Here is a 16,482-nt window from a genome sequence, read left to right on the forward strand (position 1 = left end):
CGTGTTCAATGCAAGCAAAAAACACTTCTCGCACGACTTGCATGCCTAATCCACGCCGCCAACGTTCATTCTGAGCCAGGATCAAACCCTTCAATTTTGTATCGATTCACAACTAAAACCCGAAGGCTTCAGCTGGAGAAATCAAGTTTAAAACCGAGAGCTTTCGCTGGCGGGCCGGTCGGTTAGCCGGCCCACAATTCGCCATTGTTTTGATCAACCAGAGACGAGCTCTGATCGCTCAAAAGCGATCTCAATATCTGAACTCAACAGAAGTTTCACCACCAAATTGTCAATGATCGGTTAGAAAGCCTTTCGCGTTTGCGGCTGGCGTTTCCAAGGAGGCGGAAAGATAGGGGCGGACTCGCTGTCTCGCAAGAGGCATCGAAGAGTTTTTTGTAAATAAGTTTCTAACGCCACCTGAACGCTGTAATCACAAACCGCTCCCCAGATTTTCGAGGATCGAAAATCCCCGTGTTTGAGACACATCATGCTTCAAGATGGGCAAACAACGTGGTCGTTTCCGTTTCTGACTTTCCTTCAAATATGAGTCCTCGTCGGAGGCCGATATCGATTGAACGACCACTTGGTCGCCCGATTCCACTTTCGCATCGCAACCTTTCACAAGGATCCCGAACGGATGTCAACTTCCAGTGACAACCCTGATGCTCAACTCGATGCCCTGATCTCGCGGATCCACTCCCTCACCGGCGGTGCCAAGAAAAGCGAAACGCCTCATCCGACCGACAAGCAACAGCCGCGGCCGGTGATCCCACAAAACAACCCGGCATCCTCACAGCCTCAAGCGATGCCTCCCCAGGCAACGATGCCCAATCAGCCCGCTCCGGCGCAACCAATGCCGCCGCAAAGAGCACCGCAGGCAGCGCCACAGGCAGCGGGACCAACACCAGGACAACCGCTCACCAGTCCTCGGCCACGCCAGCCCATCGCGACCGGACCTCAACCGGCCCAGCCCGTCGTTCCCAACGGCCCGGGATTCACCGCCCCAGCAGAAGCCCACCCCAGTTCGGCCAACGGACCGCAGTCGCCCCGTCCAAGCGCACCAAGCCCTGGGGCGACCGGTCCGGCGAAGCCAGCGGCTAACGCTGCACCGACAAAATCTGCTGCAGAGCCTGAAACGCAGCAGAACGAAACGAGCTCTGACACGCCGGTCGGTGGCCCAAAACAGTCGTTGGGCGCATCGATCGAAATCCCACCTGGACCGCTGGGATTTAAAGGGTCTCGTGATGAAGCTTGGCGCCCCGTCGAACCAGAGTCTTTTCACAAAGGTGGCATCAACGAATCAATCCTGGAAGCGATCATCTATCGGTTCTTGCTTACCGCCGGTGAAAGCGAAGGACGACGCGTTGCAGACCAAGTCAAGCTTCCGTTTCGGTTGGTCGAGCCCATTCTGACTCGGCTAAAAATGGAGCAAAACATCGCGTACAAAAGTGCGACCGCGACCAATGACTACGTCTACATCCTGACAGAAACGGGGCGACAAATCGCGCGAAACCACAGCGTGGACTGCACCTACTTTGGCGCATGCCCGGTCCGCCTTTCTGACTACATCAACAGTGTCAAATACCAGACGATCGAAGGCCAATACCCCAAAAAGGCTGACCTCGTTCGCGCCTTTAGCGACCTGTTGATCAATCCAAAAATGCTCAACCGGCTCGGTCCAGCGGTCGCTAGCGGTCGAGGTATGTTCTTGTTCGGATTTCCCGGAAACGGCAAAACATCGATCGCAGAACGCGTGACCGGAGCGTTCGGGAAATACATCTGGATTCCACGAAGCGTCGATATTGACGGCGACATCATGCGAGTCTTTGACCCGATGAACCATGAACTCGCGATGCCCGAGGAGTCGACCGGACTGCTGGACATCGGCGGATTTGACAAGCGCTGGGTGCGCATCAAACGACCAACAATCGTGGCCGGTGGTGAGCTTACGATGGAAATGCTGGAAGTCTTGCACAACCCCGAAAGCAAGATCAGCGAATCTCCATTGCAGATGAAAAGCAATTGCGGAACGCTGGTGATCGATGACTTTGGACGCCAAAAAATGCGCGTCGACGAACTGCTAAACCGGTGGATTATCCCACTCGAAAAACGCTATGACTTCTTGAATATGGCGAGTGGTAAAAAGATCCAAGTCCCCTTCGATCAGCTTGTGATCTTTAGCACGAACCTTGAACCGAAAGACTTGGTTGACGACGCGTTCCTACGCCGGATTCCGTACAAAATCGAAGTCGAAAACCCACCCGAGCAAGACTTCCGCAAGCTGCTGGAAATCATGTGCCGGGTCGTCAAGGTGCCTTACAATCCCGACGCGATCGACTACCTGATCGAAACCCATTACAAGCCGGTCAACCGACCATTCCGTAACTGCCAGCCGCGCGACTTGTTGCTTCAAGTACGCAACTATTGCTTGTACAACGACCTGGAAATCGAGCTTAAGAACGAATACCTGGACTTCGCGTGTGACAACTACTTCTCGGTGATGTAGGCACATGCGAACTCGATTCGCATCACTACTTGCATCCGATTCGCATCGCGATCGCCATGCAAAATTCAAAAAGCCCAGCGACAGGAATGCCGCTGGGCTTTTAGTGTTTGGGCTGTGTAGTCCAGCCGCATTTCTTCGAAGACCGCTTCAACAGCGATCTCACGTTCAGGTCATTGAACGAACTACTTAGGACGGTTGGCGTCTGATTCGTCGGTCGCCTTCGCTTCGGCTTCAACCATCTGACGCATCATCTCAAGCTGATCTTCGTTCTCCGGTTCCACCACGGTCACTTCCGAGCTGCTGCAACCGACAAAACTGAAGGTGCCGCAGATGCACGCTACGGCCAAGGTTAATCGCGCGAATGATTTCATATCTGTTCCTATTCGATTCCTTTAGATTGGATCACTGAAAGCTTTCTTGGATAACTTCACGATTGGCACGTGTTCCCAATGCACCCCACAACCCGTAGGGGCTTGGACTACCAACAGGAGTGTAAGCGGCGCCAGCGCGAACCATTGGAGCGTGTGAATTACCTGCCTCGATCGAATCGGAAATAAAGACCACCGCACCGTCACCCATCAAAATATGCACACCACCTTGGTGACGGCTACTCGGTGGGAAGACGCCTGGAACGCTACCGGGCGCGTTGGCTCCACCCTGCTGACAAACTTCCTTGTTGGGAGGCAGGATCGTTGTCATACCGCTCCACAACGCACGACCGTCCGACCAACGGAAACCACGGAAACGGCTTCCGCCCGCTCCTTGTAAGGATGGCTGAGTGCAGTTGGCTGAGTTCTGACACCAAAATCCTGGGCGTTCCGGATCGATTTCGTTGTTGTCACGGCACAAGCTTGGGTTCGCGTGCAGCGCTGTGTTGGTATGCCCAACGGCCCCTTCGCCGATGATCGATCGGTCACCGATTCCGGTAACGATTTCGCCACCCATGATGGTGTTGGAAAGTCCGTCCAGAACGTCACGAAAGCGGGTCGCTTCGCGAATCACAAACATCCCACGCTGTTCGGTCTTGATGATGATCGCCCAGTTGGTTTCTTGGCTGCCAGTGAAAGCGAGGTCACCATCCCAGCGACCGACATCCTGGCGTCGGATCGAATCACCGATGCACGCGGCATAGTTGGTACGCCCCTGACCTGGCAACCCAATCCCAGGGTCACTCGGGCAACGCAGGGTTGGGATCTCAGACATCCAAGGCGGATAGAACAACTGCCATGGCACTGGCCCCATCGGGCTCCAGCTATTCGGAGGGGTCATGTCGGGAGAGGCAACAACCTTGATGCTTGGGTTGCTGATTTGATCCCAGATGCCTTGCTGTTCCATGAACGGCATCAGGCCGACGAGGTAGCTGATGAACGCGTGGTTGGTTCCGCCACCGGTGGTTGCCGAACCAACGCTATTCGCCGATGGGTTCCCTGCAGGTGGTCGTGTACCACCGCACTGAGTTGGCAACTGTTTATAGGCCGAATGATAGTTGTGTGCAGCCAAGCCAATTTGCTTGAAGTTGTTGCTGCACGACATGCGACGCGCGGCTTCGCGTGCTGCCTGAACGGCTGGCAATAACAAGCCAACCAAGATTCCAATAATTGCAATGACAACAAGAAGTTCGACGAGCGTGAATCCAGCTCGACGATGTCGGAGAACAATGCGATTCATTTGACACCGTTTAAATGAGAATGGAAGGGTGTCTTCAAGGACACCATACAAGACCAGAGGCAGAGTATATCCGCAGCAATGGGTCATTGAACAATCTCAATCGCGTTTAAAGCGGCCCATTCGGCATTTAGAGAACGAACCTCAGAGCGATGGAAAAGAACATCATCGAACTCAAAAGATTTGGACGTGAAAGCTTGCTCAATTCACCGATGCTTGAACGGTTTTCAACCGCCCCCGATGGACCAACACCACTAGTGCTTCGTTACAACTCGATTTTGGGATTAGCCGTATGGCGTTAGCCACGGTTTCAGTTCAATAACCGGGGCTAACGCCCGTCGGCTGATGCCCCGAACCCGTATTTCCATATGGAACGAAGCACTAGTTCTCTTTTGCCACTAGTGACAACGAGACACCGATTGCAAGTTGCCACGAACCACACAAGGCAGCGAAGCAGCGATGGTTTACGAAACGATGCCCCATCCGTTTTGAGCTTATGCGCCGATGAATCAGGTGCGCCTAAGAATCAGGCCGATAGAGATCGTATGCAAGCCTGAACGCTCAACCGCTTGCTGCGGTTCAACATGCCTTCATCCCCTACCAAAGAATCTACTGCAGGCGACCGCTGACGATCCCATTTCGAGATTGTTGTCGTAAGTTATCTGCACGAGAAATAACCTCTTGGTCCGGCGGTTGTACCTGTGGCGTTAGCGTCACGTCGATGATTCGCTCATCGCGAAGTTCACCTGGCCAAAGCGTTTCGGCAACGAAGTCAATCCCAGGCCATTGATACCAAGGCGGATTGAACCGACGACGGATCGTTTCGGTCCGGTAACCATCCGCCTCAATCCGAATGTCACGCGTCGCATAGTACGTAAAGGGTGTCGCAGCAGGCGAAGAACCAATCACTTGGTTATCCACCGAAACCATTGCCCCCGGTGGATTGGTACGCACTGTCATCCGCCGGCGAACACATCCGCTGCAGAGGATTAGCAACGTGAAACAGCAGAGGATGTGAAACTGAAATCGCAAAGCTCTGCCCGAATTGGAATTGAATTGAAAGCAACGGATTAACTCGCCCGCTTCCTTTCGATGCCATTAGCACCAAAGATCTCGGGCTGCGTTTGGTTACTAACAATTCAAAGCAGACTTTTTCCAGGGCAATTACAGAATTGGCTCAACCGACTTGTCTTTCCGGTCGAAGCGGTAGACCTGCTTGCTTCGCGGATCGGCGACATAAAGGTAGTTTTCGTCGACCGAAATCCCGACGGGACTTTGCAACGGCTCGCCCTCAAACCACTTTTCCGTTTTGCCGTCAGCAGTGAAGCGCCAAATCGCTTTTCCATAACCGTCGGTGACAAAGCCTTCTTCTCCGGCCCACACCAATCCGTTTGGAAACTGGTACGGCCGATCGCCGACGACCGTTTCGGCACTGTTTTTGGAAACGTCGATTTTCACAACGGCATCGGCATCGGGAGTGATCGCCCACAGGTTGCCTTCGGAATCGAACGACAAGCCACGCGCGTTGACACGAGCAACCAACTCCGGCTTGCCGCCGCCAATCGGCAAACGGAATACGGCGCGACGCTCGGCATCACCAACGTAAACCTGATTGCCTTCTGAATCGACAGCGAGGGCCATTGGAATTCCCAGATAGCCTCCGTTGAGTGCGATCAATTTGGTGCCGGATTCTTTCGCGTGATAGATCTCTCGCGTTGCGGAGTCACCAATGAGCAAACCTCCGGCCGGGTGGACCGCAACACACCAAGGACGATTCATCGCCTTTCGAAGCAGTTTGGTTCCTGGCGTGAAAACCTTTGAAGACTCATCGGTTTGAACCCAGATTCCCGGCAGATCCAGATCGACGATGTATTTCTTGTCGCCATCAACCGTTACCGCGCGTGGATAGGTAACGGCAGCATTTTCCAGATCAATAGGCGATGGGACTTCCGTTTCTTTTGCAGCAAATCTCGATTCTGCGGACGGACTTGAAGCGTCAGATTCCGCCGCTGAACTATCCGCAGCCGCCTCCTGTGCTGATGCGGAGTTGCTATGGATTGCGTCAAAACCAACCGTTCCAAAGACTGTCGCCAGCGCGATCGTAACGGTCGGAAAAGCGGTGACGGTTGCGCAAAGTTTTCTAATGATCACGATTCTGAATGCCGAAGGTAACACCGTAAGTGTAAATCAATTGCCGTCCCTCCCTGCGGAAAGATTTCAGAACATGATAACGTCCAAGACCACCATTTCGCCGGGACTGGTGAATCAAAATTTCGCTTCGGCACAGAAAATCACGGGTTCCAGGGCGGTTGTACTGCTGCTTAGCTTTGTAATTTGGCAAGCCTTTGGCCCCACAACCGAGGCTCAGCGCCCCGTCGCAGCAGCTGCGGAAGACGTGTTCGATCAAGATAGGATCGATGTTTCACACGCTTCTCCAGTGCGAACCCGACAACGCACCTCCACTCGATCAGCCACCCCGATCCCCTCTAGCAAGAGGGCGAGACTGCAACCTGTCGTTCGAGCGGTCGATCACCATGCCACAATCGTTGAGTCTGGCGAGTTCGCTCCCGGACAAATCATTTCATCGAGTCCCATCTTCGAATCGACCTGCGGTTGCGAATCGGTTTGTGACTGTGCCGTCGGAGATGTTCGCGGTCCATCATGCGGGCTTGAACCTGTTTGCGGGTTTGAAGCGAGCTGTGGCATGGAGGCATCTTGCGGATTGGAAACTTGGGCCGAGCCAGGGTGCGGCGCAGAAGGCTGCTTTGATATGGGTTGCGACGGATGCTGCGACAGCTACACCCCAGGCTGCGACTGTAGCGGCTGCGGCAACGGCGTTCGGGGATTCCTAGACGGAATGTTTCCTCGCCTGTCTGTTCCATGGAACCGAATGGAATTCTTCGCAGGTGCAGCCGGTTTTACCGGACCAATGAACTACGCCGATGTGACATCAGGTGATCAACGCGGCAGCGGAAGCTTTGGTTTCTACGAAGGCTTCAACAAAGGCGTCTCGCTCGGTTTCTTTGGAACCGACCTGTCATACCAATCAGGTGTTCGTTTCCTACAAGCCAACCTGTCGGGTGCTGACTTTACCGACGAATCGCGCAAGCAGATCTTTTTGACCAACGGACTGTTCCGACGTGTGGACTGGGGTCTGCAGTACGGCCTCGTTGTTGACTACCTGTATGAAGACTGGTACTTCCGCAGCAATTTGGTTCAGCTGCGTGGCGAACTGTCCTGGAAGACACAGCACTGTGATGTGTTGGGATTCAAATTTGCCACCGGAATCAAAGACGACGACGATCTGACCAGCGTTGTTGATGCGTCTGGCAATACGATCAGCAACAACATTGCGTTTGATTCGGTAAACCAATACCGATTCTTTTACCGACAAATGCTTTCCGAGTTCGGCAGTTTGGAAGCCGCACTGGGATGGACCGATGATTCGGACATGATTCTCAACTTGGATCTGGGCTTGCCAGTCCATCGCAATGTGACTTGGGATACTTCGGCAACGTATTACATTCCCGACGAACAGGCATCATCAGCCGATTTCATGCAAGAGGGCTGGAATCTGGCGTTTGGATTTACGTTCCGACCAGGGGCCTGCAAAGGCGGCCGTTGGTATTCCCGCCCGTTATTGGGCGTCGCGGACAACGGCACGATGATTGTCGATCGCCAATAGCGTTGGGCTGATGACGGGAAGGATCAAGCAACCGTCGCTAGCGAGTGCGAGGCTCCCGCCTCGCATGCAATGTCTTGCGGGCTCTGCCCGCCAAGGAAGCTAGAAGATCACGCAACCGCGGCTAGCGCCAATGCGGCTCAGTACAACACCACCTGAGCCGCAAAGGCGCTAGCCGCGGTTAAATGAACAACGCGACCGACCCAACCACAAAACCGTCGCTAGCGCGATCACGGTTCAGTTCAAGACACCACCTGAGCCGCAACGGCGTTAGCCGCGGTTAAAAAAATGTTCGGCGATCAATCCCGAGGGACTTCGATCCCGCGAATCATCGCTTGCAATTCTTCGTCGACGTCTCGGCCTTCGATTTCTGCTTCAGCTGTCAATTGCACTCGGTGCCGAAGCGCGGGGATCGCGACTTCGACGACATCATCTGGGATCGCATAATCGCGTCCACCAAAGCCCGCTAACGTGCGTGCACACTGCATCAGCGCCAGCCCAGCTCGTGGCGATGCCCCAAGGTGGAACGAAGGCCACGATCGCGTCGCTCGAACAATCTTGTTGATATAGTCGACCAATGCATCTTCGACGTTGACGGTGCCGCAAAGTTGAATGCAGTCCATCACGGTCTTCGGATCCGTAATCTTTTTGATTTCGTTTTCGAGACGTTCATTGAGGCTCAATTGCCTGCTGTGCAGCTTCAGAATCTCTGCTTCCTGGGATTCGTTGGGATAATCAACTTTCAGCTTGAACATGAATCGGTCCAGCTGCGCTTCGGGCAAGTTGTATGTCCCTTCGCTCTCCAACGGGTTTTGGGTCGCCATGACCAGGAACGGCTGTGGAACCACATGACTGGTCCCGTCAATTGTCACGCGATATTCCTGCATGATCTCCAGCAGCGCCGCATGAGTCTTCGCGGGAGAGCGGTTGATTTCGTCGGCCAACAGCAATTGGGTGAATACCGGTCCTGGGCGGAATCGAAATTCACTTTTCTGCATATCGAAAACGGGCGCCCCGGTAATGTCCGAAGGCATCAAATCCGCCGTGAATTGAATGCGTCCAAAATCACAGCCGAGGACACGCCCAAGCGTTCGGACAAAAAGCGTCTTTCCCAAACCCGGTACGGACTCAATCAGAACATGACCGCCAGAGAACAATGCGGTGAGAGTCCCCAAAACCAGTTCATCTTGACCGACATAGAGCTTGGCCACCTCTTTGGAAATCGCATCGAAGAGCTGCTCAACAGGCGCGAATCGATCACTCTTTTGACGAATACCGACTCCAGGATTCGACTGCGACGAAGGGACTTGTGGCGATGGAGTGGGATTACCGTTCCCAATTTCCTGATTGCCTTGCGATGCGTCTGTCAACTTTATTCCTCGACTGGATGGCTTTACTTCGTAGATTGATCAGATTCGTTCGGACGATCAGAACTGGCCTGGGGTGCCATTGTCGCTGCTGGCTGCGACGCGGCAACCGGTGCAGACTCCTGTGCTGGAAGCCCCTGAACTGGCAAATGCTGTGCTGGGGAATTCTGATGCTTTGGTTCTTCAATGACCCACGGACCGTGTGTTTCACCTCGCACTTGCTTCATGTACTCGCTGATTCGCTTTCGAGCGAACGGTTCGCCGCCACGCCGCCACAACAGAGTCGCGACCGCATCGAGGTGGTCGCCAAAGTGCGTTAGCGTTCCGCGTTCGACTTTGCGTGGTCGCCCAAAGATCGGGAACAGAATCAAGCAGATGACGAATCCGATGATTGCGGCATGGATGGTCACCATGCTGAGCGGAAACTCGGTCAACATCTCCGCTCCCGTCGCTCGCGGAATTTCTCCAACACGGGTACTGACCGGCAAACCTTCCGAGGCAACGACAAAACCAACCTGTGGCTGTTCACCATCGGCCGTCAACTCAAGTTCTTGGTCGACCAGGCTACCGCCGAACGAAGCGTGTTTGACTTCATCAATGACGGCAGAGGCAAGCCTTTGGTTTTCTGGTTGAGTCAATCCAAAGTTTGTCAGCCGAGATGACCCGACGAGCACGATCACCTGTGAATCCTTCCAGACCTTGGAAGTTAACTTGACGACCAACGAATCGCCGGTTTCCGTTTTCACCAAAGTCTTGAACTGCATCTCATCCGCGTTCATCGCACCGAAAGCATTGCTTCCATCAGCAACACCTACTGCGACATTCACGTTTGCGTCACTACCGTTTGGCAAGACTTGAACAATCGCGTTATTCCCTGCCGCAGTCGCCGGTACTGCACCACGCTGATCGATCGACTCAATGACCCATTCATATTCGCGATTGCGTTTTGACAGCCCAGATTCAACTTGCTTTTCAGTCTCGCCGTTGTCGGTGGATTCGACATAGCCTCCCCAATCGCTTGATCGCAAATCATCCGTGGCAAGCAATGTCTTTGCCGTTTGAACTTTGGGCGCGATGACGAACCAATTCCCAAATCGAACGGGGTTCCGCATCATTTGCATTTGATGCTCTTTGATCAGGCTTTCGCCGTACAGACGACGATATTCCATCCGCTGATCGGGAGCGGCTAAATGTGTCGCTTGACGGTAATAGTCCGTCGCCGATCCACTATCGGGGATGACGTAGACCAGTGTTCTACCGCCTTGTCGCAACCATCGATCGATCCATGACATCGTCTTGCTCTCTGGAGCCACCACATATGCCGGGGTCCAAACGAGCGATACGACTTTACGAGTCCGTTCGGTCAAACGCGTCATGTCGCGGGTGTAAAATCCCTCGCGATCAAACGCGTTTCGAAACGTCGTCAAACCGTTGATGCTGCGCTGCGAAAAATAGCCCGTGTTGCCGCCGTACTGAGTTTCCAACCCGCCGGTACATCCGGCGATCAAAACAAACGTCGCGGCCCAAAGGGTTACAGACCTAAAGCTTGCACCAACGCGAATCATGAATGATCTCCATGCGCGAGTGCGGCTTGTTCCAGTGAAGCGTTCTGATTCCAGAGCTGCACAAAGACATCATCCTGAATTTCGTGGCGTCCAAAGTAGGAATGCTCAAACGCGTCCGCGGTTTGACGCAACCACTGCGCACAATCCGCATGGTTCGAACGTGTCTCGCGGACATACTTTCCGTTGGTTTTTCCGCGAGCCAACCGCAACAAGCCGTACTTGTCAAGCAACAACAACTGGTGACCGAGCAACAGGATAATCGCCTGATCGTATTCGCCTTGATTCATCAACCGTTCGCATTCGCTGCGTAGATTGACATCGGTTCGGCGCAGTTCAGGTGGCAAATGCTTGATCCGTTCCAAAGTTTGCTGATCAGGCAGCTTGCCATCCAATTTGCCGTCTTCCTTTTCGTTTCCAGAGAGCTTCGTTTCGGCACGTCCGATGGCGTAGACCACAACGCCGACGATCATCAATACGATCGAGATCAACAAAACCCAACCGAACAGATTCCCCAGCGTGAACCCTGATCCGAACACACCGGTGTTATTCGGATTCAGTGGCGTGGTTTTTGTAGTCGAGTCTTTTTTGACTGAGACACTTTTGGGCTTTGGCAGCCATCGGCTAGCGCGATTGATCGAATCATCCGCACGTGGCGTTACCTGAACCGGAATCAGATGTTCTTGCTGGCCGTCGTACCATGGTGTCGTGGGTAACTTGCCTTTGAATTCAGTCGTCGTGGAAGCTGAGTCAGCCCCCTCCTGGGCCCATGCTTCTTGAGCAGACGATTGCCACAGTGATGCCGCAGCAACAATAAGTACCATGCATATGCGTTGTGTCATCGGGTCCCTCCGGCTGCCGGACGAATCCTAGACGACGATGAACGCGGTTGACTGCCAGCCTGCTCGATAACGGAGTCTCCTTCATCGCCGAATTGCCGGATCGCTTCGGCGCGAACAGCCAGTTCGACGTCCCAGCCTTCGAGGCGTATCCGAGTATCTAGATACGCGATCATTCGCACCACAACGCTCAATCCACCCACCATCCACAACGCAATTGGATACAACACCAGCAATGTGAACAGGCCAATGTTCCAATAGCCGGTCGCGATCCCTCGAACCCAAACCAAGCTATAGAACAAACCTGCGAAGATGATCGTTAGCATAAACGCAGACACGACCCAACGGCTTCCGACATCGCTTCCCGAAGGACGGTGCAGTGCGCGAGCCCGCTTAGACAGCGTGATTTCGTTGGGATTTTTACTTCGAACCGGACAACGTTCCAGCAGAATCATCTCCGGCAGGAACGGTCGGCTGGCACGGACGACCACCGCGACAAAGAAAAACATCAGTGGAAACGTGACGTCAAACAACGAATCCCAGGGGCGGAACATCCGCATCCCGACAATGATCATCGCGGGTAGGACCATTCGCCGAACCGCTAAAAAACGAAACCACCGTCCGAACAACTTTTTCGCCGTCGCGGTCGCACTTTTCCAACTGGGACTGGATTCAAAAACCGCTTGGCCAAGATAGATCGTTGTGATCACCCCAGCGGCCGGCGTTTGTAGGAACACCAACAATGCCATCCACGTGATGTATCGGCTGATTTGCCAACGTGCTTCTGGATCATCTAACCCATACTGCGCTTCGGTAATCGGAATCCAATACAACAACAATGCGTTGGCGACCATCCATGGGAATGCCCCCATGAAGAAGCCAACCAATAATAAGGTTGGGTATCGATGCAGTAACACCAGGGCGAGATCACCGATTTCTGACAGCGTTCTCACCCGGATCGCAACATGGGTTTGGTCAAGTTGCATGGCGAACGCCCCCTTGCTGCCCACTTGGTGGACTGGAGGTTTCGGCCGAACTGCGGTCGACAAGGTCTGCGTAGCGAGCAGTTCGAATGAGCGATCGTTCGGATGTTTTCTGGCGTGGAAAGCCCAGAATCACGAAATACAACGTGATCAATCCGCTCGAGAAAATCGACCATGCGACCTTCACCAGATAAGGTGCTCCGCTGGGCGAAAGAAAGCCTTCGGTAAATGCAGCCAAAATAAACATCGCTGCGCTAGCCGCCATGATGGGCACGGCGTCTCGACCGGCCAACCGTACCGAATCGACTCGTGACAATCCCTTTGTATAGAACAGCCCCAGCCCCAGCCGCATTCCACCGGCTGCTGACAAGGCGATCGCAGTCAACTCGAAGGGCCCGTGAGCGGTCACAAATTCAAAAAAGTGATCGGCCCCTTCGATGCCATCGCGTGACATATAGCCGAACGTCGCGCCCAGTACGATCGCGTTGTACGCAAGGGTATAGAGGCAGGGGATCAACAGGATGCCCCAAGCAAAACACTGCAGCCCGATGCCGGTGTTATGCCGGATATAGAACGCCGCTCGCGCAGAGTACTCTTCCGGCGCGACGTTTAGCGGTTCGCGAAATGAGTCCTCGGTGGCTTCGAGCATCTTGCTACCGCATACACGCTCGGAGAACTCTGGAAACTGGTTTTCGGCAGCTCCCATGATCATCGCCATCGCAAACAATCCGAAGAAAACGATCGTTGCAACCTTAACGCAGCCATCAGCAAAGATGCGCTGCGGTGCTTCTTCCAAAAGCACTCGAAACCATCCGCCTGGCGAAGCCGATTGGGTGCGATAGAGCTGGTTGTGCGCTCGAGCCACCAAGCGATGAAGATAGGTCACCGTGTTGGGCGGCAATTGATACGCATCGGCCAAAGCCAAGTCGGCGCAAGCCGCACGATAAAGCGATGCGAAACGTGTAATGCCGGCGGCGCCACGATGCTTGACTCCCGCTCCATCGGTTCGCCCACGAAGCTCCATCGCTTCGCAAAGCTGTTCCAGTTCAGACCAGTCGGTCCGGCGTTTCTCCAACAGTTTGGCAACATTCATTGTGTCGCCTCGATGTTGGTGTTGGCTTGTGCAAGGGTAACCGAATCGGATTGATTGGCGCTGACACCCGTCGTTGTATTGGGAACTCCGGCCGTGGTTCCGCCGGTCACAAGTCCTCCCGGCTTGGCAATATCTTTGGCAAGTGGACTGTACCCGGCGAGCGGTCCCAGATCGGGCGGTTCACTTGCCGCATCAGCCAAAAAGGTTTTGTAATAAAGTGCGTAAAGCAGCAGATCCGGGTCGATGTCTTTGCGAAATTCAAATCGCTCGATCAATGGGTCGGACAATTTCCTTGCCACTTCGCGACGACGCGGTGGTGTCATGAAATGTCGTCGTTCGGCGTAGGTCGCCAAGGTTCTCGCCATCTTTCGCGTGATCAAATAGTCGCCTGGAATATACGACGCGAGTGCCGGAACCCTTGCGTCGTCCACTTTTGCGACCGGCAGCTGCCATTTTCGCTCGTCGACAACCACCATCGTCCCGGCTGCCAAGTCACCCAATCGCTGCATTCGCTGGGTCATCATCATTGTGGTAAGGCCGACGATCCCGGTAGGTATCACGAACATCAGTGGCACATCGGGATCAAACGTATTGATCGCCGCGACGGGTGCCAAATCGGCAACTCGTAACAAATTGCGAAGCAGCGCACTACGCGGCGAAACCGGGCGACCGTCGATTTCGATCACGCGAATCCCGCACATCCATTTCCCGATCGTTCGCCCGTTGAAATAGGCTTCCAGCAGCGTGCCATAAAACCAATGGATGATAAAAATACCGATCACAAAGATGGCTTGGCTCAGCGGCCCCGAAAACGCAGAAAAGAACGACATCATGCCGCCTGCGATCACGAGCGCAAACCAAACAAGAACGACGACTAACCAGCGAACCGCAAAGTCAATCAGATAGGCTGGCAAACGGCGAAACGGCCCCGCCAATTGATATTCAAAGGCAATGTTCTCCGGCGTGACGACACCGATGGTTGTATCGAGCGGAGCTGCGGCGGCCATGCAATCCTAGTAAATGAGTCTCGAAGGTGCTCCCCGATTATCGCCCGATTCCCCCTGAAGACGCAAGCGTCGTCAAATCACCTGCTGCGAGGCATATGAAGACCACCATTGACGTGGTGTAAACCTGCTAAACTCTTCCGCCATGAACGAACCGATCGAACCACCACGTCAATTCACACGCATCTTATCCGCCGTCGGCCCCGGTCTGATTGTTGCCGGATCAATCGTCGGCAGCGGCGAATTGATCGCGACTACAAAAACAGGCGCCGAAGCCGGCTTCAGTTTGTTGTGGCTGATCATGCTGGGATGCGTGATCAAGGTCTTCGCCCAAATCGAATTTGGACGCTATGCCATTATTAGTGGCAAGACAACACTGATGGCCTTGGACGAAGTCCCCGGACCAAGAATTCAAGGACGCGGCAATTGGCTGGTGTGGTATTGGCTGGTGATGTGGCTGGCCAGCATTTCACAACTCGGCGGAATCGTCGGCGGTGTCGGGCAGGCGCTCGCGATTACGGCACCGTTAACCGAACAAGGCAAAGCATTCAATCAAGCCGCCGATGCAGAGCAACTGGCAAAGTTCGAAGAGTTTCGTGCCTTGCGACAAGCCACCGAAAACGGAGAGCTGCCTGAGGCCGGAACGGTAGCAGAGTATTGGAATGAATACGACGCCGAGTATCCCCCAGGCGAAGAAGGCAGATCTGAAACCAATGACGCGGCGATCTGGGCCGTGATCATCGCGGTCCTTACCAGCCTGATCCTCGTTGTCGGACGCTACGGACTGATTCAATCCTTCAGTACAGCGCTGGTTGCCTCGTTCACACTCTTGGTGGTCGTCAACGTCTACTTTTTGCAGAGCGAAGCCGAGTTTGCCTTTAGCGCCAAGGAATTTATCTCGGGGCTGACTTTTGACCTGCCCAGCAAGTCTGAGGGGATTAACCCCATTGCCACCGCCTTGGCGACTTTCGGAATCATTGGTGTCGGTGCAGCAGAACTGATCACCTACCCATATTGGTGCTTAGAAAAAGGCTATGGCCGGTTCACCGGTGACAACGACGGTTCTCCCGAATGGAAACGCCGCGCCGCCGGATGGATGCGAGTGATGAAGTTCGATGCCTGGGGCGCGATGATCATCTATACCTTTGCAACGATGGCTTTCTTCTTACTCGGTGCATCGGTCCTTCACCGTATCGGGCTGAATCCTGAAAAAGGTGCCATGGTCCGCACTCTCGCCGTGATGTTCCAACCGGTGTTTTCCGAGTGGGCTGCGGCGATCTTCTTGTTTGGTGCGATTGCCGTTTTGTATTCGACATTCTTCGTCGCCAACGCGTCTCACGCCCGCACCTTTGCCGACTGCTTGCGCGTGATTGGGATCGTCGATCACAGTGAAGCGACTTACCAACGCTGGGTCAAAATCCTAAGCGGCGTTTTCCCATTGCTTTGCGTGGTGATCTTCCTGAAGTTCCAGTCGCCGGCAAAGCTGGTGCTGATCAGCGGGATCACTCAGGGGGTCATGCTGCCGATGCTCGCCGGGGCGGCGCTATACTTCCGGTACAACCGCTGCATCGAAGAATTACGCCCCAGCAAGATTTGGGATATCTGCCTTTGGCTATCGGCGGTTGCGATGCTGGTCACGGGCACCTGGACGGTTGTCAGCGTTTTGGGTCTGAACTGATTTAGCAGCTCAAACGTCCCCTCGTCCAACCACCAACCGCCGCCCCCCTGATTGGCGACAACCTGGAGATTTGGGCAGGGCTAGACGCATGCCAGCATTCAAT

General features: G+C 54.2%; 14 protein-coding genes. 4 read left to right on the top strand and 10 right to left on the bottom strand.

Features of this window, described 5'->3' with window-relative positions; all coding sequences use genetic code 11:
- Window positions 1-637: 637 nt before the first annotated feature.
- A complete protein-coding gene (locus LOC67_RS24860) occupies window positions 638-2,506 on the top strand; it encodes an ATPase with chaperone activity (protein WP_230265552.1) in 1,869 nt (622 codons plus the stop codon).
- Window positions 2,507-2,688: 182 nt separating this feature from the next.
- Here the strand turns inward: LOC67_RS24860 and LOC67_RS24865 are convergent, their stop codons facing one another.
- Window positions 2,689-2,877, bottom strand: coding sequence for a hypothetical protein (locus LOC67_RS24865; protein WP_230265553.1), 189 nt, complete (start codon window positions 2,875-2,877; stop codon window positions 2,689-2,691).
- Window positions 2,878-2,908: 31 nt separating this feature from the next.
- Window positions 2,909-4,174, bottom strand: a complete 1,266-nt coding sequence (locus LOC67_RS24870) for a DUF1559 domain-containing protein (protein WP_230265554.1) — start codon at window positions 4,172-4,174, stop codon at window positions 2,909-2,911.
- A 149-nt stretch (window positions 4,175-4,323) separates the two neighbouring features.
- On the opposite strand from LOC67_RS24870, the gene LOC67_RS24875 reads away from it, so the two are divergent.
- Window positions 4,324-4,473, top strand: a complete 150-nt coding sequence (locus LOC67_RS24875; RefSeq protein WP_230265555.1) for a hypothetical protein — start codon at window positions 4,324-4,326, stop codon at window positions 4,471-4,473.
- Window positions 4,474-4,780: 307 nt separating this feature from the next.
- Here LOC67_RS24875 and LOC67_RS24880 read toward each other — a convergent pair whose 3' ends face one another.
- Together LOC67_RS24880 and LOC67_RS24885 are read right to left on the bottom strand one after the other, a co-directional pair.
- The gene (locus LOC67_RS24880) at window positions 4,781-5,131 is read right to left on the bottom strand and encodes a PEGA domain-containing protein (RefSeq protein ID WP_230265556.1); all 351 of its coding nucleotides are present in this window, start codon (window positions 5,129-5,131) and stop codon (window positions 4,781-4,783) included.
- A gap of 204 nt (window positions 5,132-5,335) precedes the next feature.
- Window positions 5,336-6,322 carry a hypothetical protein gene (locus LOC67_RS24885; RefSeq protein ID WP_230265557.1) on the bottom strand — a complete coding sequence of 329 codons (987 nt, stop codon included), beginning with the start codon at window positions 6,320-6,322 and terminating at the stop codon, window positions 5,336-5,338.
- Window positions 6,323-6,875: 553 nt separating this feature from the next.
- Between LOC67_RS24885 and LOC67_RS24890 the strand changes: the two genes are divergently transcribed.
- Complete coding sequence (locus tag LOC67_RS24890) at window positions 6,876-7,856, top strand: DUF6666 family protein (RefSeq protein WP_230265558.1); 981 nt, start codon at window positions 6,876-6,878, stop codon at window positions 7,854-7,856.
- Between the two features lie 296 nt (window positions 7,857-8,152).
- Here the strand turns inward: LOC67_RS24890 and LOC67_RS24895 are convergent, their stop codons facing one another.
- From LOC67_RS24895 to LOC67_RS24920, 6 genes are read right to left on the bottom strand one after another with little or no spacing between them, the layout of a single operon-like run.
- Window positions 8,153-9,223 (bottom strand): AAA family ATPase, encoded by a 1,071-nt coding sequence (locus LOC67_RS24895; RefSeq protein WP_261367107.1) that lies wholly within the window; start codon window positions 9,221-9,223, stop codon window positions 8,153-8,155.
- 23 nt (window positions 9,224-9,246) lie between these two features.
- A complete protein-coding gene (locus LOC67_RS24900) occupies window positions 9,247-10,785 on the bottom strand; it encodes a hypothetical protein (RefSeq protein WP_230265559.1) in 1,539 nt (512 codons plus the stop codon).
- Window positions 10,782-11,624, bottom strand: a complete 843-nt coding sequence (locus LOC67_RS24905) for a hypothetical protein (RefSeq protein WP_230265560.1) — start codon at window positions 11,622-11,624, stop codon at window positions 10,782-10,784. The genes LOC67_RS24900 and LOC67_RS24905 overlap by 4 nt, the downstream gene beginning before the upstream one ends.
- Complete coding sequence (locus LOC67_RS24910) at window positions 11,621-12,607, bottom strand: hypothetical protein (protein ID WP_230265561.1); 987 nt, start codon at window positions 12,605-12,607, stop codon at window positions 11,621-11,623. The genes LOC67_RS24905 and LOC67_RS24910 overlap by 4 nt, the downstream gene beginning before the upstream one ends.
- Window positions 12,597-13,697 carry a stage II sporulation protein M gene (locus LOC67_RS24915; protein WP_230265562.1) on the bottom strand — a complete coding sequence of 367 codons (1,101 nt, stop codon included), beginning with the start codon at window positions 13,695-13,697 and terminating at the stop codon, window positions 12,597-12,599. The genes LOC67_RS24910 and LOC67_RS24915 overlap by 11 nt, the downstream gene beginning before the upstream one ends.
- On the bottom strand, window positions 13,694-14,704 hold the full coding sequence (locus tag LOC67_RS24920) for an RDD family protein (protein WP_230265563.1): 1,011 nt from the start codon (window positions 14,702-14,704) through the stop codon (window positions 13,694-13,696). Before LOC67_RS24920 ends, LOC67_RS24915 begins: the two co-directional genes overlap by 4 nt.
- Window positions 14,705-14,846: 142 nt before the next feature.
- Here LOC67_RS24920 and LOC67_RS24925 point away from each other — a divergent pair, with 142 nt between their 5' ends.
- Window positions 14,847-16,379 (top strand): Nramp family divalent metal transporter, encoded by a 1,533-nt coding sequence (locus LOC67_RS24925; protein WP_230265564.1) that lies wholly within the window; start codon window positions 14,847-14,849, stop codon window positions 16,377-16,379.
- Window positions 16,380-16,482: the final 103 nt, after the last annotated feature.

Source organism: Stieleria sp. JC731, assembly GCF_020966635.1.
Taxonomy (GTDB): domain Bacteria; phylum Planctomycetota; class Planctomycetia; order Pirellulales; family Pirellulaceae; genus Stieleria.

Coding starts and splice junctions, on each gene's coding strand:
- LOC67_RS24920 (WP_230265563.1), bottom strand. CDS start 14,704: ATGGCCGCCGCAGCTCCGCTCGATACAACCATCGGTGTCGTCACGCCG.
- LOC67_RS24925 (WP_230265564.1), top strand. CDS start 14,847: ATGAACGAACCGATCGAACCACCACGTCAATTCACACGCATCTTATCC.
- LOC67_RS24865 (WP_230265553.1), bottom strand. CDS start 2,877: ATGAAATCATTCGCGCGATTAACCTTGGCCGTAGCGTGCATCTGCGGC.
- LOC67_RS24890 (WP_230265558.1), top strand. CDS start 6,876: ATGGAGGCATCTTGCGGATTGGAAACTTGGGCCGAGCCAGGGTGCGGC.
- LOC67_RS24860 (WP_230265552.1), top strand. CDS start 638: ATGTCAACTTCCAGTGACAACCCTGATGCTCAACTCGATGCCCTGATC.
- LOC67_RS24910 (WP_230265561.1), bottom strand. CDS start 12,607: ATGCAACTTGACCAAACCCATGTTGCGATCCGGGTGAGAACGCTGTCA.
- LOC67_RS24905 (WP_230265560.1), bottom strand. CDS start 11,624: ATGACACAACGCATATGCATGGTACTTATTGTTGCTGCGGCATCACTG.
- LOC67_RS24875 (WP_230265555.1), top strand. CDS start 4,324: ATGGAAAAGAACATCATCGAACTCAAAAGATTTGGACGTGAAAGCTTG.
- LOC67_RS24870 (WP_230265554.1), bottom strand. CDS start 4,174: ATGAATCGCATTGTTCTCCGACATCGTCGAGCTGGATTCACGCTCGTC.
- LOC67_RS24915 (WP_230265562.1), bottom strand. CDS start 13,697: ATGAATGTTGCCAAACTGTTGGAGAAACGCCGGACCGACTGGTCTGAA.
- LOC67_RS24880 (WP_230265556.1), bottom strand. CDS start 5,131: ATGACAGTGCGTACCAATCCACCGGGGGCAATGGTTTCGGTGGATAAC.
- LOC67_RS24900 (WP_230265559.1), bottom strand. CDS start 10,785: ATGATTCGCGTTGGTGCAAGCTTTAGGTCTGTAACCCTTTGGGCCGCG.